At 68.2% G+C, this 17,550-nt stretch carries 17 protein-coding genes; all 17 read right to left on the bottom strand.

Annotation, left to right across the window (positions count from 1 at the left end):
* Positions 1–5 precede the first annotated feature (5 nt).
* On the bottom strand, positions 6–1,298 hold the full coding sequence (locus C7444_RS14030; protein WP_110401471.1) for an FAD-dependent monooxygenase: 1,293 nt from the start codon (positions 1,296–1,298) through the stop codon (positions 6–8).
* 22 nt (positions 1,299–1,320) lie between these two features.
* Positions 1,321–3,468 carry a replication restart helicase PriA gene (gene priA / locus C7444_RS14025; RefSeq protein ID WP_110401470.1) on the bottom strand — a complete coding sequence of 716 codons (2,148 nt, stop codon included), beginning with the start codon at positions 3,466–3,468 and terminating at the stop codon, positions 1,321–1,323.
* A 554-nt stretch (positions 3,469–4,022) separates the two neighbouring features.
* Positions 4,023–5,093, bottom strand: a complete 1,071-nt coding sequence (gene hemE, locus C7444_RS14020) for a uroporphyrinogen decarboxylase (protein ID WP_110401469.1) — start codon at positions 5,091–5,093, stop codon at positions 4,023–4,025.
* Positions 5,094–5,257: 164 nt separating this feature from the next.
* The gene (locus tag C7444_RS14015; protein WP_110401468.1) at positions 5,258–5,674 is read right to left on the bottom strand and encodes a F0F1 ATP synthase subunit epsilon; all 417 of its coding nucleotides are present in this window, start codon (positions 5,672–5,674) and stop codon (positions 5,258–5,260) included.
* A gap of 129 nt (positions 5,675–5,803) precedes the next feature.
* The gene (gene atpD / locus C7444_RS14010) at positions 5,804–7,216 is read right to left on the bottom strand and encodes a F0F1 ATP synthase subunit beta (RefSeq protein ID WP_110401467.1); all 1,413 of its coding nucleotides are present in this window, start codon (positions 7,214–7,216) and stop codon (positions 5,804–5,806) included.
* A 48-nt stretch (positions 7,217–7,264) separates the two neighbouring features.
* A complete protein-coding gene (gene atpG / locus C7444_RS14005; RefSeq protein ID WP_110401466.1) occupies positions 7,265–8,146 on the bottom strand; it encodes a F0F1 ATP synthase subunit gamma in 882 nt (293 codons plus the stop codon).
* A 15-nt stretch (positions 8,147–8,161) separates the two neighbouring features.
* The gene (gene atpA / locus C7444_RS14000; RefSeq protein ID WP_110401465.1) at positions 8,162–9,700 is read right to left on the bottom strand and encodes a F0F1 ATP synthase subunit alpha; all 1,539 of its coding nucleotides are present in this window, start codon (positions 9,698–9,700) and stop codon (positions 8,162–8,164) included.
* Positions 9,701–9,786: 86 nt separating this feature from the next.
* Complete coding sequence (locus C7444_RS13995) at positions 9,787–10,320, bottom strand: F0F1 ATP synthase subunit delta (protein WP_110401464.1); 534 nt, start codon at positions 10,318–10,320, stop codon at positions 9,787–9,789.
* 2 nt (positions 10,321–10,322) lie between these two features.
* Positions 10,323–10,793, bottom strand: a complete 471-nt coding sequence (locus C7444_RS13990) for a F0F1 ATP synthase subunit B (protein ID WP_110401463.1) — start codon at positions 10,791–10,793, stop codon at positions 10,323–10,325.
* Between the two features lie 50 nt (positions 10,794–10,843).
* Positions 10,844–11,092 carry a F0F1 ATP synthase subunit C gene (gene atpE / locus C7444_RS13985; RefSeq protein ID WP_012348532.1) on the bottom strand — a complete coding sequence of 83 codons (249 nt, stop codon included), beginning with the start codon at positions 11,090–11,092 and terminating at the stop codon, positions 10,844–10,846.
* A gap of 79 nt (positions 11,093–11,171) precedes the next feature.
* The gene (atpB, locus tag C7444_RS13980; RefSeq protein ID WP_110401462.1) at positions 11,172–12,068 is read right to left on the bottom strand and encodes a F0F1 ATP synthase subunit A; all 897 of its coding nucleotides are present in this window, start codon (positions 12,066–12,068) and stop codon (positions 11,172–11,174) included.
* Between the two features lie 21 nt (positions 12,069–12,089).
* Positions 12,090–12,605, bottom strand: coding sequence for an ATP synthase subunit I (locus C7444_RS13975; protein ID WP_110401461.1), 516 nt, complete (start codon positions 12,603–12,605; stop codon positions 12,090–12,092).
* A 153-nt stretch (positions 12,606–12,758) separates the two neighbouring features.
* Positions 12,759–13,661, bottom strand: a complete 903-nt coding sequence (locus C7444_RS13970) for an SMP-30/gluconolactonase/LRE family protein (RefSeq protein WP_245909573.1) — start codon at positions 13,659–13,661, stop codon at positions 12,759–12,761.
* A gap of 107 nt (positions 13,662–13,768) precedes the next feature.
* Positions 13,769–14,278, bottom strand: a complete 510-nt coding sequence (locus C7444_RS13965; RefSeq protein ID WP_110401460.1) for a GNAT family N-acetyltransferase — start codon at positions 14,276–14,278, stop codon at positions 13,769–13,771.
* A 156-nt stretch (positions 14,279–14,434) separates the two neighbouring features.
* Positions 14,435–15,289 (bottom strand): PhzF family phenazine biosynthesis protein, encoded by an 855-nt coding sequence (locus tag C7444_RS13960; protein ID WP_110401459.1) that lies wholly within the window; start codon positions 15,287–15,289, stop codon positions 14,435–14,437.
* Positions 15,286–16,509 carry an aminotransferase-like domain-containing protein gene (locus C7444_RS13955; protein WP_110401458.1) on the bottom strand — a complete coding sequence of 408 codons (1,224 nt, stop codon included), beginning with the start codon at positions 16,507–16,509 and terminating at the stop codon, positions 15,286–15,288. The genes C7444_RS13960 and C7444_RS13955 overlap by 4 nt, the downstream gene beginning before the upstream one ends.
* The gene (locus tag C7444_RS13950) at positions 16,506–17,459 is read right to left on the bottom strand and encodes a DMT family transporter (protein ID WP_110401457.1); all 954 of its coding nucleotides are present in this window, start codon (positions 17,457–17,459) and stop codon (positions 16,506–16,508) included. The genes C7444_RS13955 and C7444_RS13950 overlap by 4 nt, the downstream gene beginning before the upstream one ends.
* Positions 17,460–17,550: the final 91 nt, after the last annotated feature.

Below are 17,550 nucleotides of genomic sequence, written 5' to 3'. Positions count from 1 at the left end.
CCGGCTCAGCGCCGGCCGAACATCATCTGGCGCGCCAGCAGCGTCGACAGGCCCGGCAGGCGCTGCAGCAGGCCCAGGCCGACGCCCCGCAGCGTGCTCAGCCCCGGCGCGTCCCAGGTGAAGCTGCGGGCCAGGAAGTCGGTGCCGGCGATCAGGCTCCAGCGATCCGGGCCGCGCTGCCATTCCATGCCCGACAGCGCCTGCTCGAGGTCCGGCCGGCGCTCGAGCTGCTCGACCAGCGCATGCACGTCCCGCAGCCCCAGGTTGAGGCCCTGGCCGGCCACCGGGTGCAGGGTCTGCGCGGCGTTGCCGATGCGCACCGCGCGGCCCTGCACCAGCGTGCGTTCGGCGTTCAGTCCGAGCGCAAAATCCTTCAGCGGGCCGAGGCCGACCAGCCGGCCCACCGATGCCGGCAGCACATGCTGCAGCACCGCCAGGCGCTGGGCCGTGTCGAGCCCGCGCACCGGATCGTCGTCGGCCGGCACGCACCAGACCAGCGCGGCCTGCGCGCGTCCGCCCGCGGCCGCCGGCAGGGGCAGCAAGGCCACCGGCCCCTGCGGCGTGAAACGTTCGTAGGCCACGCCGGGCCGCCCGCCCTCGAGCTCGACCGTGCCCACCCAGGCCACCTGACGGTAGTCGCGGGCCACGGCCTTGCGGGACTGCTCGGCGAACACGCCCCCTTCGGCGATCACCGCGAGGTCGTGGCGCGCGCGCGCGGTCTCGAGCACCTCGGCCGGGCCCTCGGGCCGCGCCACGGCGGCCTCGAGCCAGCGGACGGCGACCCCACGCCCCTCGCCCGCGGCCTCGTCGAGCGTGTCGACCGCCTGCACCGCACAGCCCAGGCGGGCCTGCAGGCGCTGCGGCTCGGCCTCGCAACGGGCCCTCCAGGCCGCACGCATCGGCTCGACGATGGCGCCATAGGCCACCACCGCGCCCAGCTGCGGCACGCCCAGGTCGGCGGCCTTCAGGCTCAGCTGCGCGGCGGCCGGCAGGCCCAGCAGCTCGAGCAGCCCGGGCTGCTGCTGGGAGACATGCACCTCGAGGATCGGGGCGGCCCGCCCGGCGATCGCCGCCCCGACGCCGAGCCGGTCCAGGAACTGCACGCTGCCCTGCGCCAGCGCCAGCGTGCGGCGGTCACCGCTCAGGTCGTGGCGGGCCGGCCAGCGGTCGTAGACGGTGATGCGCGCGCGCGGCAGGCGCTGCGCGGCGTGCAGCGCCAGGGCCAGGCCGGCCGGGCCGGCACCGATGATCGCCAGGTCGAGCGCGGCGGGAGAGACAGGGCAGGCAGATGGCTTCATGGCACGGAAGGTCCTGGTCGGATCAGATCGAGAGCGGATCGACATCGACCGCCCAGCGGATCACCCGGGTCGGCGGGCGGTTGATGTCGTCGAGCAGCGGCACCCAGGCCGCCAGGAAGGCCTGCAGCTGGGCACGGCGTGGCGCCTCGACCAGCAGCTGCGCCCGTTCCACGTCGGCCACCCGCTGCACCGAGGTGGGCACCGGCGGGTAGAGGAACACCTCGGCGGACACCTGGCCGGCGGCCTGCAGCTCGCCGGCCAGCGCCTCGGCACGCTGCAGGAAGGCCTGGGCCAGCTCCTGGGTCGAGGCATCGGCCCGCAGCAGCGCCTGGGCGGAGAACGGCGGCATCGCGGCGATGCGCCGCTCGTCGAGCTGCGAGCGCGCGAAGGCGATGTAGTCGTGGCCCTTCAGCGCGGCGAACAGGGGGTGGGCAGGATGCCAGGTCTGCACCCACATCTCGCTGCGCGCGGCCAGCGCCGCATCCCGTCCGGCCCGTCCGCCCGCCTGCATCAGCAGCGCGAACAGGCGCTCGGGGGCGCGGAAGTCGCTCGAGAACAGCGCCCCGTCCGCATCGACCGCGGCCACCAGCGTCATGCGGCGGAAATCGTGGCCCTTGGCCACCATCTGCGTGCCCACCAGCACGTCGACCTCGCCGTCGTGCACCTGGGCCAGCTGGCTCTCGAGGCTGCCGGACTGGCGGGTGGTGTCGCCATCGATGCGCACCACGCGGGCCTGCGGCAGCAGCGTGGCCAGCTGCTCCTCGAGCCGCTCGGTGCCCCGGCCCATGGGCTGGATGTCGGGGTCGCCACACTCGGGGCAGGCCAGCGGCACCCGCTGGCCGCTGCCGCAATGGTGGCAGCGCAGCGTGCGGTCGACCTTGTGGAACACCCGCCAGGCGCTGCAGTGCGGGCAGGCGCTCTTCCAGCCGCAGCTGGTGCAGTGCAGCACCGGCGCATAACCCCGCCGGTTCAGCAGCAGCATGCTCTGCTCGCCCCGCTCCAGGCGCTCGCGCAGCGCCGCGAGCAGCGGCGGCGAGATCGGGTGCAGCCGCAGCGCCTGGCGGCCGTGCTGGGCCACCACCCGCTCCAGGTCGACCAGCCGCACCGCCGGCAGGGCCCCTCCGCCGATGCGCTCGGGCAGGTCGATGCGGCGGTAGCGCCCGCCCCCCTCCGCGGCCGGCGCGGCATTGAGCCAGCTCTCCAGCGACGGCGTGGCCGAGCCGAGGATCACCGAAGCCCCCGCCTGGCGGCCGCGGTAGACCGCCAGGTCGCGGGCGGAATAACGCGCGCCCTCCTGCTGCTTGTAGGACGGATCGTGCTCCTCGTCGACCACGATCAGGCCCAGGCGCGGCAGCGACGCGAAGATCGCCATGCGGGTGCCCAGCACCAGGTCGGCCTGGCCGAGGTGGGCCGCCAGCCAGTGCTGCAGGCGCTGTGGCGGCGTCAGCCCGCTGTGCAGCACCGCCAGGCGCCGGCCGGGGAAACGGGCGGCAAAACGGGCCTCGAGCTGCGGGGTCAGGTTGATCTCGGGCACCAGCACCAGCACCTGGCGCCCGGCCTCGAGCACCCGCTGCGCCTCGCGCAGGTAGACCTCGGTCTTGCCGCTGCCGGTCACGCCATGCAGCAAGAAGGTCGACGGCGCCTGCTCGACCAGCTTCTGCAGCGCCTGCTGCTGCCCGGGCGCCAGCACCGGCCGCTGCGGCGTGGCGCCCTCCGGCGCCACATCGGCCCGCCGGGCCAGCTTCTTCAGCCGCCGCTGCAGCTGCACGCCGTCGAGCGCCCGCAGCGCCGTGGGCAGGCAGGACAGGGCCAGCTCGCCACGGCTGCGCTGGTAATAGGCCGCCGCGAAGTCCAGCAGCCGCATCCAGCCCGCCGTCATCGGCGGCAGGGCGTCGAACACCTCGGCCACGTCGCGCAGGCGCTCCGGTTCGGCCGGGGGGACAACTTGTCCACAGGCCGGCGTCGGCTCGGCCATGCCTTCGACCAGGCCGGTCACCACCCGCCGACCCAGCGGCACCCGCACCAGCGTGCCCGGCGCCAGCGGCCGGTCGCAGCGGTAGTCCAGCGCCTCGTGCAGCCCCACATGGCGGGGCAGCTCGACCAGCACGCGCACGATGCAGCGACCGGCCTCCGGGGGCGGCACGCGCTCGGTCTCGGGTGTGCATTCCATCACGGGGATATCCACGGCCTCTGTGGACAACTTTGTGGGCAAGCTGGGCAGGAGCGCGCGAAGTGCTTGTCATCCGGCGACTTTTCCTGGATTGCCTTGTTTCTCAGCACCGATTGATCCGCTTGTAAATCAACGACTTAGCACGAACAAGCTGTCCCCAGGCTTGTGCACAAGTCATTCGAGCCCGACGATTCGAGGGTCGCCGCAGGTGGGGATAACTTGGCAGCATCCGCTCAGGCCGGTTCGAGCTTCAAACGCCAAGTCATTGATCCGTAATGAATTTGTCAGCGTATCCACGGTTTCTGTGGATAACTGTGTGAACAAGCTGGGCAAGCCGCCAAAAAAACGTTGCCTGACAGGCACTTCACCTGGGATGCCCGCTTTCGTGGCAACCCGGCGGACTCCATGAAAATCAAGGACTTGCGTGATTTTCCAATCCGGGGAGTACCCGCCCGGGCCTCGCGCTCGCCGCCACGGCCGCGGAGCCGCTTCAGGGGATAACTCGGCCGCGAAGGGCGGCGGCCGAGCGCCTGGCGCCCGACTTGTGCACAGGATCAGGCCTTCGCGCGGATCCGCCGCGAATGCCGGTGCACGGCCTCGACCAGCACCGCCACCGACTCGGGCGGCGTGTACTGGCTGATGCCGTGGCCCAGGTTGAACACATGGCCCGGATGGGCGCCAAAACGGTCGAGGATGCGGCAGGCCTGCTGCTCGATGACCGCGGGCGGCGCGAACAGCACATTGGGATCCAGGTTGCCCTGCAGCGCGACCCGGTGGCCCACCCGCTCGCGGGCCTGGCCGATGTCGACCGTCCAGTCGATGCCCACCGCATCGGTCTCCAGGCCGGCGATCTGGTCGAGCCACAGGCCGCCGCCCTTGGTGAACACGATGCGGGGCACGTCCACGCCGTCGACGCCACGGTGCAGCTGGTCCAGCACCCGGCGGGTGTAGGCCAGGCTGAACTCCTGGAAGGCCCCGTCGGCCAGCACGCCCCCCCAGCTGTCGAAGACCATCACGGCCTGCGCACCGGCGCGCATCTGCTCGTTGAGGTAGAGCGCCACCGCGTCGGCCGTCACGGCCAGCAGGCGGTGCATCAGGTCCGGGCGGCTGTACATCAGGGACTTGACGTGGCGGTAGTCGTCGCTGCCGCCGCCCTCGACCATGTAGCAGGCCAGCGTCCACGGCGAGCCGGAGAAGCCGATCAGCGGCACGCGGCCCGCCAGGGCCTTGCGGATCGACGTGACCGCGTCGAACACGTAGCGCAGGCGCTCCATGTCGGGCACCTCGAGGGCCGCGACGGCCGCCTCGTCACGCACGACCCGGGCGAACTTCGGCCCCTCACCGGCGGCGAAGCTCAGGCCGAGGCCCATCGCGTCAGGCACCGTCAGGATGTCGGAGAACAGGATGGCCGCGTCGAGCGGAAAGCGCTCCAGCGGCTGCAGCGTGACCTCGGTGGCGTAATCCACGTTGGTCGCCAGGCCCATGAAGCTGCCGGCCTTCGCGCGGGTGGCGCAGTACTCGGGCAGGTAGCGCCCGGCCTGCCGCATCAGCCACAGCGGGGTGTAGTCGGTCGGCTGGCGCCTCAGGGCGCGCAGGAAGGTGTCGTTCTGGAGAGGCGCAAACATGAGCGGATTGTAGGCAGAGGGGGTGAAGGACGGCCTTCAGGCAGGTCAAGACGGCTGCGGCTCGCCGGCGCGCAAGTGCTCGCGCCATGAAAAAACGCCCGCACAGCGGGTGGCCGTGGCGGGCGTTGAGCGTGCGCACCAGCCTCGTGGGCCGGCCGCACCGATCATTTGCGGCGGAACTTGCGGATGGCCGCGAGCTGGGCCGCCATCGCAGCGAACTCGCCCTGGGCACGTGCCAGGTCGATCTCGCTGTGGGCGTTCTTCATGGCTTCTTCAGCCAGACGACGGGCCTCGGTGGCCTTGGCTTCGTCGAGGTCGTGACCGCGGATGGCGGTGTCGGCCAGCACGGTCACCTTGTGAGGCTGGACCTCCAGGATGCCACCGGCGACGAACACGAACTCTTCTTCACCGTTGTCGGCCCGCTCGATGCGGACCGCGCCCGGCTTGATGCGGGTGATCAGCGGCGTGTGGCGGGGCAGGATGCCCAGCTCGCCGTTTTCACCCGGCAGCGCGACGAACTTGGCCTCGCCCGAGAAGATCGACTGCTCGGCCGAAACGACGTCAACATGAATGGTGGCCATAACGGTCCTCGATGAGCGTGTAAAGAAGTTGCAGGAAGCAAGCAGACGGCGTCCGGGCCTGGCACCGCGCGCGAGCGGACTCGCGTCCGCTGTCGCACGGCAACGACGCCCGGGCGTCGCATGCGCCGCTTACTGCATCTTTTTCGCCTTCTCGAAGGCTTCGTCGATGGTGCCGACCATGTAGAACGCCTGCTCCGGCAGGTGGTCACATTCGCCAGCCACGATCATCTTGAAACCACGGATGGTTTCCTTCAGCGGCACGTACTTGCCCGGCGAGCCGGTGAACACTTCGGCGACGTGGAAGGGCTGCGACAGGAAACGCTGGATCTTCCGTGCACGGGACACGGCCAGCTTGTCTTCCGGCGCGAGTTCGTCCATGCCCAGGATGGCGATGATGTCGCGCAGTTCCTTGTAGCGCTGCAGCACCTGCTGCACGGCACGGGTGGTGCCGTAGTGCTCTTCACCGACGACGTTCGGGTCGACCTGGCGGCTGTTCGAATCCAGCGGATCCACGGCCGGGTAGATGCCCAGCGAGGCGATGTCACGCGACAGCACCACGGTGGCGTCCAGGTGGGCGAAGGTCGTGGCAGGCGACGGGTCGGTCAGGTCGTCCGCAGGGACGTAGACGGCCTGGATCGAGGTGATCGAGCCGACCTTGGTCGACGTGATGCGCTCTTGCAGGCGGCCCATTTCTTCGGCCAGCGTCGGCTGGTAGCCCACGGCGGACGGCATGCGACCCAGCAGTGCGGACACTTCGGTACCGGCCAGCGTGTAGCGGTAGATGTTGTCCACGAAGAACAGCACGTCCTTGCCTTCGTCGCGGAACGACTCGGCAATGGTCAGGCCGGTCAGGGCCACGCGCAGACGGTTGCCCGGCGGCTCGTTCATCTGGCCGTAGACCATGGCGACCTTGGACTCGCCCAGGTTCTCCAGGTTCACGACGCCCGAATCGGCCATTTCGTGATAGAAGTCGTTCCCTTCACGGGTCCGCTCGCCCACACCAGCGAACACCGACAGACCGCTGTGGGCCTTGGCGATGTTGTTGATGAGCTCCATCATGTTCACGGTCTTGCCCACACCGGCGCCACCGAACAGACCCACCTTGCCGCCCTTGGCGAACGGGCAGATCAGGTCGATCACCTTGATGCCGGTTTCCAGCAGCTCCTGCGACGGGCTCAGCTCGTCGTAGGCCGGGGCCTTGCGGTGGATGGACGCGGACTGCGCCATGCTGACTTCACCACGTTCGTCGATCGGCTGACCGAGCACGTCCATGATGCGGCCCAGCGTGGCCTTGCCGACCGGCACCGTGATCGAAGCGCCGGTGTTGCGCACTTCCAGACCACGACGCAGACCGTCGGACGTGCCCAGCGCGATGGTACGCACCACGCCGTCGCCCAGCTGCTGCTGGACTTCCAGCGTCAGTGCGCTGCCGTCGAGTTTCAGGGCGTCGTAGATCCGGGGCATCTGAGTGCGGGGGAACTCCACGTCCACCACGGCGCCGATGCACTGAACGATCTTGCCCACTGCTTGAGTGTTCGCCATTTTTCGTTCCTTCAATCTTGATTCGTTGCGTCTCGTCGCGAGGCTGGATCAGCCCACCGCCGCCGCACCACTGACGATCTCGGACAGTTCCTTGGTGATCGCGGCCTGGCGGGTCTTGTTGTAGACCAGCTTCAGATCGTTGATCAGGGTGCCCGCGTTGTCGGTTGCTGCCTTCATGGCCACCATCCGTGCCGACTGCTCGGAGGCCATGTTCTCGGCCACCGCCTGGTAGATCAGCGCTTCGGCGTAACGCACCATCAGGTCATCGATGACCGACTTCGCATCCGGTTCGTAGAGGTAGTCCCAGCTGTGGGACTGCTGCTCGCTCTGCGACTGTTCCAGCCGCTGCGCCGTGAGGGGCAGCAGCTGTTCCACCTGCGGTTCCTGCTTCATCGTGTTGAGGAAGCGGGTGAAGCACAGGTAGACAGCGTCCAGCTTGCCTTGGGCGTACTGGTCGAGCAGCACCTTGGCCGGGCCGATCAGCTTCTCGAGGTGCGGGGTGTCGCCAAGCTGGGTGGCGTGAGCCACCACCTTGACGCCGACCCGGTTCAGGAAGGTGTAGCCCTTGTTGCCGATCGCGACCGCCTGCACCTTGGTGCCGGTGCCCTCGAGTTCACGCAGCTTGGTGGTCACCTGACGCAGCACGTTGGTGTTCATGCCACCGCACAGACCCTTGTCGGTCGTGACGATGATCATGCCCACCGAACCCGTGCCGCTGTTCTTGACCACAAACGGATGGTGATACTCAGGGGTCGCCCGCGACAGGTTGGCCGTGATGTTGCGGATCTTGTCAGCGTACGGACGAGCCGCGCGCATGCGTTCCTGCGCCTTGCGCATCTTGGACGCGGCCACCATTTCCATGGCCTTGGTGATCTTCTTGGTGTTCTCCACCGATTTGATCTTGCCGCGTATTTCCTTGCCTGCCGCCATGACGATGCTCCCGGCTCAGGCGAAGGACTTCTTGAACGCAGCGATCGCGCCTTGCAGCTCGGCTTCCGCGTCCTTGTCCATTGCCTTGTTGTCCTCGAGCTTCTTCAGCAGCGCGCCGTGGCTGGTCTTCAGGTACTGGTGCAGGCCGCTTTCGAAGGCAAGAATCTTCTTGACCTCGACGTCGTCCATGTAGCCCTTGTTGACCGAGTACAGCGTGGCAGCCATCAGGCTGATCGGCTGCGGCGAGTACTGGGCCTGCTTGAGCAGTTCGGTGACGCGGGCGCCACGGTCGAGCTGCTTGCGGGTCGACTCGTCCAGATCCGAGGCGAACTGCGCGAACGCAGCCAGTTCACGGTACTGCGCCAGGTCGGTACGGATACCGCCGGACAGGCCCTTGATCAGCTTGGTCTGCGCTGCACCACCCACCCGCGACACCGAGATGCCGGCGTTGATGGCGGGGCGGATACCGGCGTTGAACAGGCTGGTTTCCAGGAAGATCTGACCGTCGGTGATCGAGATCACGTTGGTCGGAACGAAGGCGGACACGTCGCCGGCTTGCGTCTCGATGACCGGCAGGGCCGTCAGCGAACCGGTCTTGCCCTTGACGGCACCCTTGGTGAAGGCTTCGACGTAGTCGGCGTTCACGCGGGCTGCGCGCTCGAGCAGGCGGCTGTGGAGATAGAACACGTCACCGGGGAAGGCTTCGCGGCCCGGCGGGCGGCGCAGCAGCAGCGAGACCTGGCGATAGGCCACGGCTTGCTTGGACAGATCGTCATAGACGATCAGCGCGTCTTCACCGCGGTCGCGGAAGTACTCGCCCATCGTGCAGCCGGTGTACGCCGAGACGTACTGCATGGCGGCCGATTCGGAAGCCGAGGCAGCCACGACGATGGTGTAGTCCATCGCGCCAGCTTGTTCCAGAGCACGCACCACGTTCTTGATCGACGAGGCCTTCTGGCCGATCGCGACGTAGATGCAGGTCATGTTCTGACCCTTCTGGTTGATGATCGCGTCGATCGCCACGGCGGTCTTGCCGGTCTGGCGGTCGCCGATGATCAGCTCGCGCTGACCACGGCCGACGGGAACCATCGAGTCGATGGACTTCAGGCCGGTCTGCACCGGCTGGTCCACCGACTTGCGGGCGATCACGCCCGGCGCGACCTTCTCGATCACGTCCGTCATCTTGGCGTTGATCGGGCCCTTGCCGTCGATCGGGTGACCGAGGGCATTGACCACACGGCCGATCAGCTCGGGTCCGACGGGCACTTCCAGAATGCGGCCGGTGCACTTGACCGTGTCGCCTTCGGAGATGCCTTCGTACTCGCCCAGAATCACGGCGCCGACGGAGTCGCGCTCGAGGTTCAGTGCAAGACCGAAGACGTTGCCGGGGAACTCGAGCATTTCGCCCTGCATGACATTGCTCAGACCGTGGACTCGGACGATACCGTCCGTCACCGAAACCACGGTGCCCTGGTTGCGAATGTCAGCGGCGGCGCCAAGCCCTTCGATGCGGCTCTTGATCAGTTCGGAAATTTCTGCGGGATTCAGTTGCATTGCTTGCTCCCAGTCTGGTCAAGCGACCTCTTTGCAGAGGGCGGACGATTGACGCAGGGGTGATTCGATGCGTGTCGTCGCGCGCCTCACGCGCTCAGCGCCACCTTCATACGGTCGAGGCGAGCTCGGATCGAGGTGTCGAGCACCTCATCGCCCACCACCACGCGGATGCCACCGATCAGCTCAGGCTCGATCGTGACGCTGGCTGTCAGCTTGCGGCCGAAACGCTTCTCGAGCGTGGCGACCACTTCGGACAACTGGGCGTCGTCGATCGGGTAAGCGCTGAACACTTCCGCATCGGCAACACCGGCGGAGGCATTGACGAGCTGATGGAACTGGGCCGCGACTTCGGGCAGTGCAGAGAGTCGACCGTTGTCGATCACTGCACGCACGAAGTTCTGGACACCAGCATCCAGCGGCAGGCGGGCGGAAGCCGTCACGACCTCGTACACCTGTTCGGCCGACACCTTGGGGTTGTCGGCGAACTGGCGCATCTCGGCGTTGACGGCCACCTGGGCCAGGGCCTCGATCTGCTGCCCCCAGGAAGCCACGTCATGCTGACGGGCCACCTGGTAGAGCGCTTCGGCATAAGGCCGCGCGATGGTTGCGAGCTCGGCCATGGTCACAGCTCCATCTTCAGGCGAGTCAGCAGATCGGCGTGGACGCCGACGTTGACTTCGCGCTTGAGGATTTGTTCGGCACCCTTGACGGCCAGCACGGCGACCTGCTCACGCAGGGTCTCGCGAGCCTGGACCGCCAGCTGATCGACTTCGGCCTTGGCGGCCGCGACGATCTTGGCGCCCTCTTCCTCAGCGCGCTTCTTGGCCTCTTCGACGATGGCCTGGGCGCGCTTGTCGGCATCAGCGAGCAGACGAGCTGTCTCGTTGCGCGATTGGACGAGCTGTTCCTCGACGCGCTTGTTGGCAGATGCCAGCTCCAGCTTGGCCTTGTCAGCGGCAGCCAGGCCGTCAGCGACCTTCAGGGCGCGCTCGTCGAGCGCCTTCGTGATCGGCGGCCACACGAATTTCATCGTGAACCACCACAGGATCGCGAAGACGACGATCTGAGCCAACAGTGTTGCGTTCAGATTCACGGCTTCGACCTTTCTCGTTTAGGGAAATAAAGAACGACGAGAAAGACCGATTACTTCAGGACGAACGGGTTCGCGAAGGCAAACAGCATCGCGATACCAACGCCGATCAGGAAGGCGGCGTCGATCAGACCGGCCAGCAGGAACATCTTGGTCTGCAGTTCGTTCATCAGCTCAGGCTGGCGGGCCGAAGCTTCGAGGTACTTGCCACCCATCAGGGCGATGCCGATACAAGCGCCGATGGCACCCAGACCGATGATGATGCCGCAAGCCAGAGCGACGAGACCGAGGACGTTTTCCATGATTGCTCCTAAGGAGAGGTTGTTGACGGACGGAAAAAAAGGAAACGGAAAGAGCGGAACGACAGCAGCGATGCGCTGATCAGTGCTTGTCGTGAGCCTGACCCACGTACACCAGGGTCAGCATCATGAAGATGAAGGCCTGCAGCGTGATGATCAGGATGTGGAAGATCGCCCAGGCGGTGCCGGCGATGATCTGGCCGACCCACAGCGCGATGCCGCCGAAGGAGCCGAAGCCCACGGCACCCATCAGGGCGATCAGCATGAACACCAGTTCGCCGGCGAACATGTTGCCGAACAGTCGCATGCCGTGCGAGATGGTCTTGGCCAGGAACTCGATGATCTGCAGCGTGAAGTTGATCGGCGCGAGCACCAGGGCCATCGGGCCGTGGGCGTGGAAAGGCGCCGAGAACAGCTCGCCGACCCAGCCGGTCAGGCCCTTGATCTTGATGCTGTAGTACAGACAGGCCAGCAGCACGGTGACCGACATGCCCAGCGTCACCGACAGGTCGGCGGTCGGGACCACGCGCATGTAGGCGTGGTGCGGATCATGGCCGGCCGCACCGTAGATCATCTCCCAGATGCGCGGCACCAGGTCCAGCGGCAGCAGGTCCATCGCGTTCATCAGGAAGATCCAGACGAAGGACGTCAGCGCCAGCGGGGCGACGACCTTGCGGGACTGCTCGTTGTGGATGATGCCCTTGGCCTGGGTGTCGACCATCTCGACCAGGAACTCGACCGCGGCCTGGACACGACCGGGCACGCCGGAGGTCACGCTGCGGGCGACACGCCACAGGAAGAAGCTGCCCAGCACACCCAGCAGGATGGACCAGAACAGCGAGTCCAGCTTCAGGACGGGATCGGACAGGGAGAAGTCCGCAATGCCCGTCTGCGCACGACTGGTCAGGTGCGTCAGGTGGTGAGAGATGTACTCCCCGGCGGTCGGCGCGTGCTCGGCAACGTGTTCTTCGGCAGCCATCGTGTTTTCTCGTTCGGTCGGTCAGGACCGCGGTGTTGACACCCGACCCCGCCAAAGCAGGGCCAGCCAATTCATCTTCATGCAAACGACCATCGTGACCAGCAGAACCGGCCAGCTCAGGTCAGGCACCACCAGGGACGCCGCGGCCAGCATGGCCACCGACACCCCCAGCTTCACCAGCTCCCAGAGCATGAACCCGAAGGCCAGTGCACCAGGAACCATCACCCGGGAGGGGCTCATGCCGCGAGCCAGCAAGGCCGACGGCAGCACCACCGTGATCGCGCCATACAGCGCAGACCCCATCGCCCCCGGACGCTGGTAGAGCAGCCCCACCAGGGCCACCATCACCAGCCCGACCACTGCCTGGGCAGCGACCACCTTCCACGGAGACAGTACGGCCAGGCTGGATCTCAGCGCGGCCGCCTGCTCGGCGGTCAGGGGCTTGAATTCCTCCTCGACGCCCTCACCCTCTTCAACATCAGTCGCCACCGGAGCGACCGCGACCGTGCGGCGGGTCAGTCCATTCGTGTTCGACATCACAGGGGTTACAGGCAGGTTTCGGCAAAACCATCGAATTATACGTGGAAACCCCCACGCTTCTGGAAGTCCTTGTGGTGCGAAACCCTTGGATCTGGTGCCGACGCACCTGCAACGTGCATCCGAAGCAACACCCGGGTTAACCCTGGGTTTTCAGGTGTGCACGAAGTTGCTTGGCAATCCGGCCACCTCCACCTGCAGTGCCAGCACGCAGCCCGCCAGCGGCTGCTCCATCAACTCGGCCTCGGGGCGCTTGTCGCGGGCGGTGGTGATGTAGAGCGTGCGCAGGTCCGGGCCACCAAAACAGGGCATGGTCGGACAGCGCACCGGCAGGGGCACCTCCAGCAGCACCTCGCCCTGCGGCGACAGCCGCAGCACCCGCTGGCCCTCGAACATCGCCACCCAGTAGCAGCCCTCGACATCGACGGCCGCGCCATCGGGCCGGCCGCCGTAGGCCTCCAGCGGCAGCGCCGCGTCGCGCTTCGGGAACGAGGCAAACATCCGACGGCGCGACAGGCTGCCGTCCTGGGACTGGAAGTCGAGCGCACTGATCTCGTGCGCCTTGGTGTCGGACCAGTAGAGCGTCGCGCCATCGGGGCTCCAGGCCAGGCCATTGGAGACGGTGATGTCGCCGGCCATGCGGTCGAGCCCGCGCTCGCGCGACCAGCGGTAGAGCGCCGCCCGGGGCGGGTCGCGCGGCTCGTAGATGGTGCCCACCCACATGCGCCCCTGCGGATCACACTTGCCGTCGTTGAACCGCTCGGTGGCCGGGTCATAGGGCGCCCTGGCCAGCCGGCTGCGCTTCGAGGTGACCGGGTCGAACCACCACAGGCCGTCGCGCATGCCCAGCACCAGCCCTCCACCCAGCGCCGGAGCGCAGCAGGCCGGCTCGACGGCGAACTCCCAGCGGCCGGACTCGCCGGTGACCGGGTCGAGGCGATGCAGGCGGCGGGCCGGGATGTCGCACCAGTACAGCACCTGTTCCTGAGGGTGCCACATGGGCGATTCGCCCAGCAGGCAGGGCTCGCTGACGGCCCGGATCGGTTGGATGTGCAAGATGCGCTCTCGATGTTTCGATCAATCGCGCATGCTACCGGTGTACCCCGGCGTAACCAAGCCGCGGGCCCGGGGGAAAGCACCGAGTGCGCGGCCTCGCGGACACCTCAGTAGCGGGCGGCCGTGTGCAGCAGGTCCACCTTCAGGTAGTGGGCCCCAGGCACCGGGTTGTAGTAGTAGGGAGGGATGTCGACGAAGCCCAGCGAGCGGTACAGCTCGCGGGCGGCCTCCATGTCGTCGAGCGCGTCGAGCAGCATGGTGGAATAACCGCGCTCGCGGGCATGGTCGATCAGCGACTGAGCCAGCGTGCGCCCCAGGCCGAAACGCCGGAAGGCCCGGCGCACGTAGAGGCGCTTCATCTCGCAGGCATTGGCGTAGTCGGCCTCGTAGATCGGACGGAAGGCACCACACCCGGCCACCTGGCCATCGACCACGGCCAGCAGCAGCAGGCCATCGGGCGACTGGTAGGTCCCGGGCAGCTCGAGCAGCTCCTGCTCGAAGCCCTGGAAGGACAGATCGACCCCCAGGCCGTCGGCGTACTCCCGGAAGATGTCACGGGTCGCCTCGATCAGCACCGGCGTGTCCGGAACGACCAGGCTGGTGGGCACGGTGTCCATCGTCACCGCCCCTTCAAAGCACCACGCCGCCCGCAGCGGGCCGGGATCCCGGAAGGGGACAAAGGCTTGCTCATGCTCATGCACTCACACCAACGCACATGCGGTGAGCGTACACCGTCGGCGAACGCCTCACACGGCCACCATCCCACCGCACGGTCAGAGCAGGACCTGACCACCGATGCAAGGCGCCACGTCACCACCGATCCAGGTCACCCCATCGATGCGCTGCACCTGCACGCGCCCGTCGCGACCCAGGGCATGACCCTGCCCGGCCACGTAGCGCTCGGGCATCAGCCCCTCGTCGATCAGCCACAGTGCCAGTCCGGCATTCAGGCTGCCGGTGACCGGGTCTTCCGGAACCCCCAGACCGGGCACGAAGGCACGCACCTCGAGGTCGACGGCCGCGCCGGCCGGCCAGCGACCGGCCACGCCGACATTCAGACCGCTCATCGCGACCCAGTCCGGCCGCAGGGCCCGGACCGTGGCGGCATCCTTCAGCCAGGCGGCGACCCAGCCCGGCCCGTTGTCCACCCACTGGACGCGCAGCACCTCGTCCGGCGCCAGGCGCAGCGCACGACAGACCTGCTCACGCACCGCGGCATCGGCCGGCCCGCTGCGGCGCAGCGCCGGAGCGGCGAAGGCGAGCCGCGCGGGCCGCAGGGGATCCCGACGGATGCGCACCAGCCCGACACCACACTCCTGCACCACCTCGTCGGCCTGCTGCGGCACCCCGCCGTGCGCCAGCCACGCCTGGCAGCTGCCCAGCGTCGGATGGCCGGCAAACGGCAGCTCGCCACCCGGGGTGAAGATGCGCACGCGGTAGTCGGCCTGCACCCCCGTGGGCGGCAGCAGGAAGGTGGTTTCCGACAGGTTGGTCCAGCGCGCGAAGGCCTGCATGCACGCCTCGTCGAGGCCGCTGCCATCGACGACCACGGCCAGCGGATTGCCACGCAGCGTGGTGTCGGTGAAGACATCGACCTGCACGAAGGGACGCGGGCGAGGCGAACTCATGGCGCGTGCTCGGCCTGCCGCTGCAGCTGCTCGCGCACGACCCGGGCGAAGATGCCGACCCCGTCGTCGATCTCCGAGGGCGACAGGGTCACGAAGGACAGGCGCACCGTGCGGGCATCGGCCTGGCGCGGATAGAAGGCCGCCCCCGGCACATAGGCGACACCGGCGGCGACCGCCCGGTCCAGCAGGCTCACGGCATCGCAGCCCTCGGGCAGCCGGACCCAGAAGAACATGCCGCCGCTGGGCGCCTGCCACTCGCAGCCTTCGGGCAGATGGTGGCGCAGGGCCGTGGCCATCGCGTCACGCTGCAGCCGGTAGCGCGCCCGGATCGTCGGGATGTGCTGATCGAGGAAGCCGCGGTGGATCACCTCGTGAACCACCCGCTGGTTGAAGCTGGGCGTGTGCAGGTCGGCCGCCTGCTTGGCCTGCAGCAGCTTGGGGTGCAGCGGACGGGGCGCGACGAGGTAACCCAGCCGCAGGCCGGGGGCGAGGATCTTGGAGAACGAACCCAGGTAGATAGAGCCTTCGGGCCAGAGCGAGCTCAGCGGCGCGGGCGGCGGCTCGTCGTACCAGAGGTCGCCGTAGGGGTTGTCCTCGACCAGCGGCAGGCGGGCGGCCTGAGCCGCCTCGATCAGCGCCTGGCGGCGCCCGGCGCTGATCAGGCGCCCGGTCGGGTTCTGGAAATTGGGCAGCACGTAGAAGAAGCGGCAACCCGGCGCATCGTGCGACAGCGCCCGCACGGCTTCGGGCAGCGGCCCCTCGTGGTCACCGGCCACGCCGACGAACTGCGGCTCGAACGGGCTGAACGCCTGCAGGGCCCCGAGGTAGGTCGGCATCTCCACGGCCACCGGCGCACCCGGGTCGACCATCACCTTGCCGATGAGGTCCAGGCCCTGCTGAGAGCCGGTGGTGATCAGCACCTGATCGGCCTCGACGCTCAGCCCCTGCTGCGCCAGGTGGGCGGCGACCCACTCGCGCAGCGGCCCGTAGCCCTCGCTGGCGGCGTACTGCAGCGCCTCGCGCGGCGAATCGGCCAGCACCCGGGCCGTCGCCTCGCGCATCGCCTCGATCGGGAAGGTGTCCGGCGACGGCAGGCCACCTGCCATGGACAGGATGCCCGGCCGCTCGGTGACCTTCAGGATCTCGCGGATCACCGAAGGGTTCATGCGCTCGGCCCGGCGCGCAGGCTGCCAGGGTCCGAAAGGATGTTGGATCGTCATGTACACGTCTCCTCTTGATCGACTTGAATCCGGGTCGGCCGTCCGACGGACAGCCGCCGGCCCACCCACACCACGGCCATCACCGCGGCAGCGAACCACAGCGTCTCGGCCTGCAGGGCCTCGCCCAGCACGGGCGCGGCCAGCAGCAGGGACAGGAAGGGCTGGACCATCTGCACCTGGCTGACGCGGACGGTACCACCCATGGCCAGGCCCCGGTACCAGGCGAAGAAGCCCAGCCACATCGAGAACACGGTGACATAGGCCAGCGCCCCCCAGGCCGACGGCCGCACCGGCATGGCCGGCCACTGCCAGAGGGCGATCGGCAGCGTCAGCGGCAGGCTGAAGACCAGCACCCAGCTGATCACCTGCTCGGCCGGCCGGTGCGCGCACAACCGGGCCCCCGACACATAGGCGATGGCCCCGCTCAGCATGGCCAGCAGCAGCAGCCCGTCGGCGGCGACCAGCCGTCCGCCACCCTGGCGGGCCGCATACATCAGCACCAGCGCCGCCCCGAGCAGCGCACAGGCCCAGAAGCCGGTCGACGGACGCTGGCGCAGATGCCAGGCCGCGACCACCGCCGTGCACAGCGGCAGCACCCCCGTGATCACCGCGGCATGCATGGCCGGCACCTCACGCAGCGCCAGGCCGAGGAACAGCGGAAATCCGACGACCGAGCCCAGCGCGCTGACCAGCAGCAGCCCCCGGTCGGCCCGCAGCGGCCAGGGCGCACGCACCCACATCAGGTACAGGGCCCCCAGCAGACCCGCGCCGGCGGCCCGGCCCGCGGTGACGAACACCGGCGGCAACTGCGGGTCCTCGAGCGGGCCGACCGCCAGCCGGGTCATCGGCAGCGTCATCGCGAAGATCAGCACCCCGAGCAGCCCCAGCCACAGGCCACGCTGCTCGGCAGACACCGAGTACGGTCGATCCGGGAAGGAAGTCTTGGACATGGGAATGAGTCTAGGGGCGAACGACAGTACACCAGCAGTACACTTTCCATCATCTCTGTTCACCACTGTACTGGCTCATGCGCAGACACAG

It is taken from the genome of Sphaerotilus hippei (assembly GCF_003201595.1).
Taxonomy (GTDB): Bacteria; Pseudomonadota; Gammaproteobacteria; order Burkholderiales; family Burkholderiaceae_C; genus Sphaerotilus; species Sphaerotilus hippei.
Note: the sequence above shows the minus strand (reverse complement) of the source record. Positions and strands in the feature narration are given on the sequence as shown.

Bases quoted from the DNA above. Each gene is read 5' to 3' on its own strand.
- C7444_RS14030 (WP_110401471.1), bottom strand. From the start codon at position 1,298: ATGAAGCCATCTGCCTGCCCTGTCTCTCCCGCCGCGCTCGACCTGGCG.
- priA (WP_110401470.1), bottom strand. From the start codon at position 3,468: ATGGAATGCACACCCGAGACCGAGCGCGTGCCGCCCCCGGAGGCCGGT.
- hemE (WP_110401469.1), bottom strand. From the start codon at position 5,093: ATGTTTGCGCCTCTCCAGAACGACACCTTCCTGCGCGCCCTGAGGCGC.
- C7444_RS14015 (WP_110401468.1), bottom strand. From the start codon at position 5,674: ATGGCCACCATTCATGTTGACGTCGTTTCGGCCGAGCAGTCGATCTTC.
- atpD (WP_110401467.1), bottom strand. From the start codon at position 7,216: ATGGCGAACACTCAAGCAGTGGGCAAGATCGTTCAGTGCATCGGCGCC.
- atpG (WP_110401466.1), bottom strand. From the start codon at position 8,146: ATGGCGGCAGGCAAGGAAATACGCGGCAAGATCAAATCGGTGGAGAAC.
- atpA (WP_110401465.1), bottom strand. From the start codon at position 9,700: ATGCAACTGAATCCCGCAGAAATTTCCGAACTGATCAAGAGCCGCATC.
- C7444_RS13995 (WP_110401464.1), bottom strand. From the start codon at position 10,320: ATGGCCGAGCTCGCAACCATCGCGCGGCCTTATGCCGAAGCGCTCTAC.
- atpE (WP_012348532.1), bottom strand. From the start codon at position 11,092: ATGGAAAACGTCCTCGGTCTCGTCGCTCTGGCTTGCGGCATCATCATC.
- atpB (WP_110401462.1), bottom strand. From the start codon at position 12,068: ATGGCTGCCGAAGAACACGTTGCCGAGCACGCGCCGACCGCCGGGGAG.
- C7444_RS13975 (WP_110401461.1), bottom strand. From the start codon at position 12,605: ATGTCGAACACGAATGGACTGACCCGCCGCACGGTCGCGGTCGCTCCG.
- C7444_RS13965 (WP_110401460.1), bottom strand. From the start codon at position 14,278: ATGGACACCGTGCCCACCAGCCTGGTCGTTCCGGACACGCCGGTGCTG.
- C7444_RS13960 (WP_110401459.1), bottom strand. From the start codon at position 15,289: ATGAGTTCGCCTCGCCCGCGTCCCTTCGTGCAGGTCGATGTCTTCACC.
- C7444_RS13955 (WP_110401458.1), bottom strand. From the start codon at position 16,509: ATGACGATCCAACATCCTTTCGGACCCTGGCAGCCTGCGCGCCGGGCC.
- C7444_RS13950 (WP_110401457.1), bottom strand. From the start codon at position 17,459: ATGTCCAAGACTTCCTTCCCGGATCGACCGTACTCGGTGTCTGCCGAG.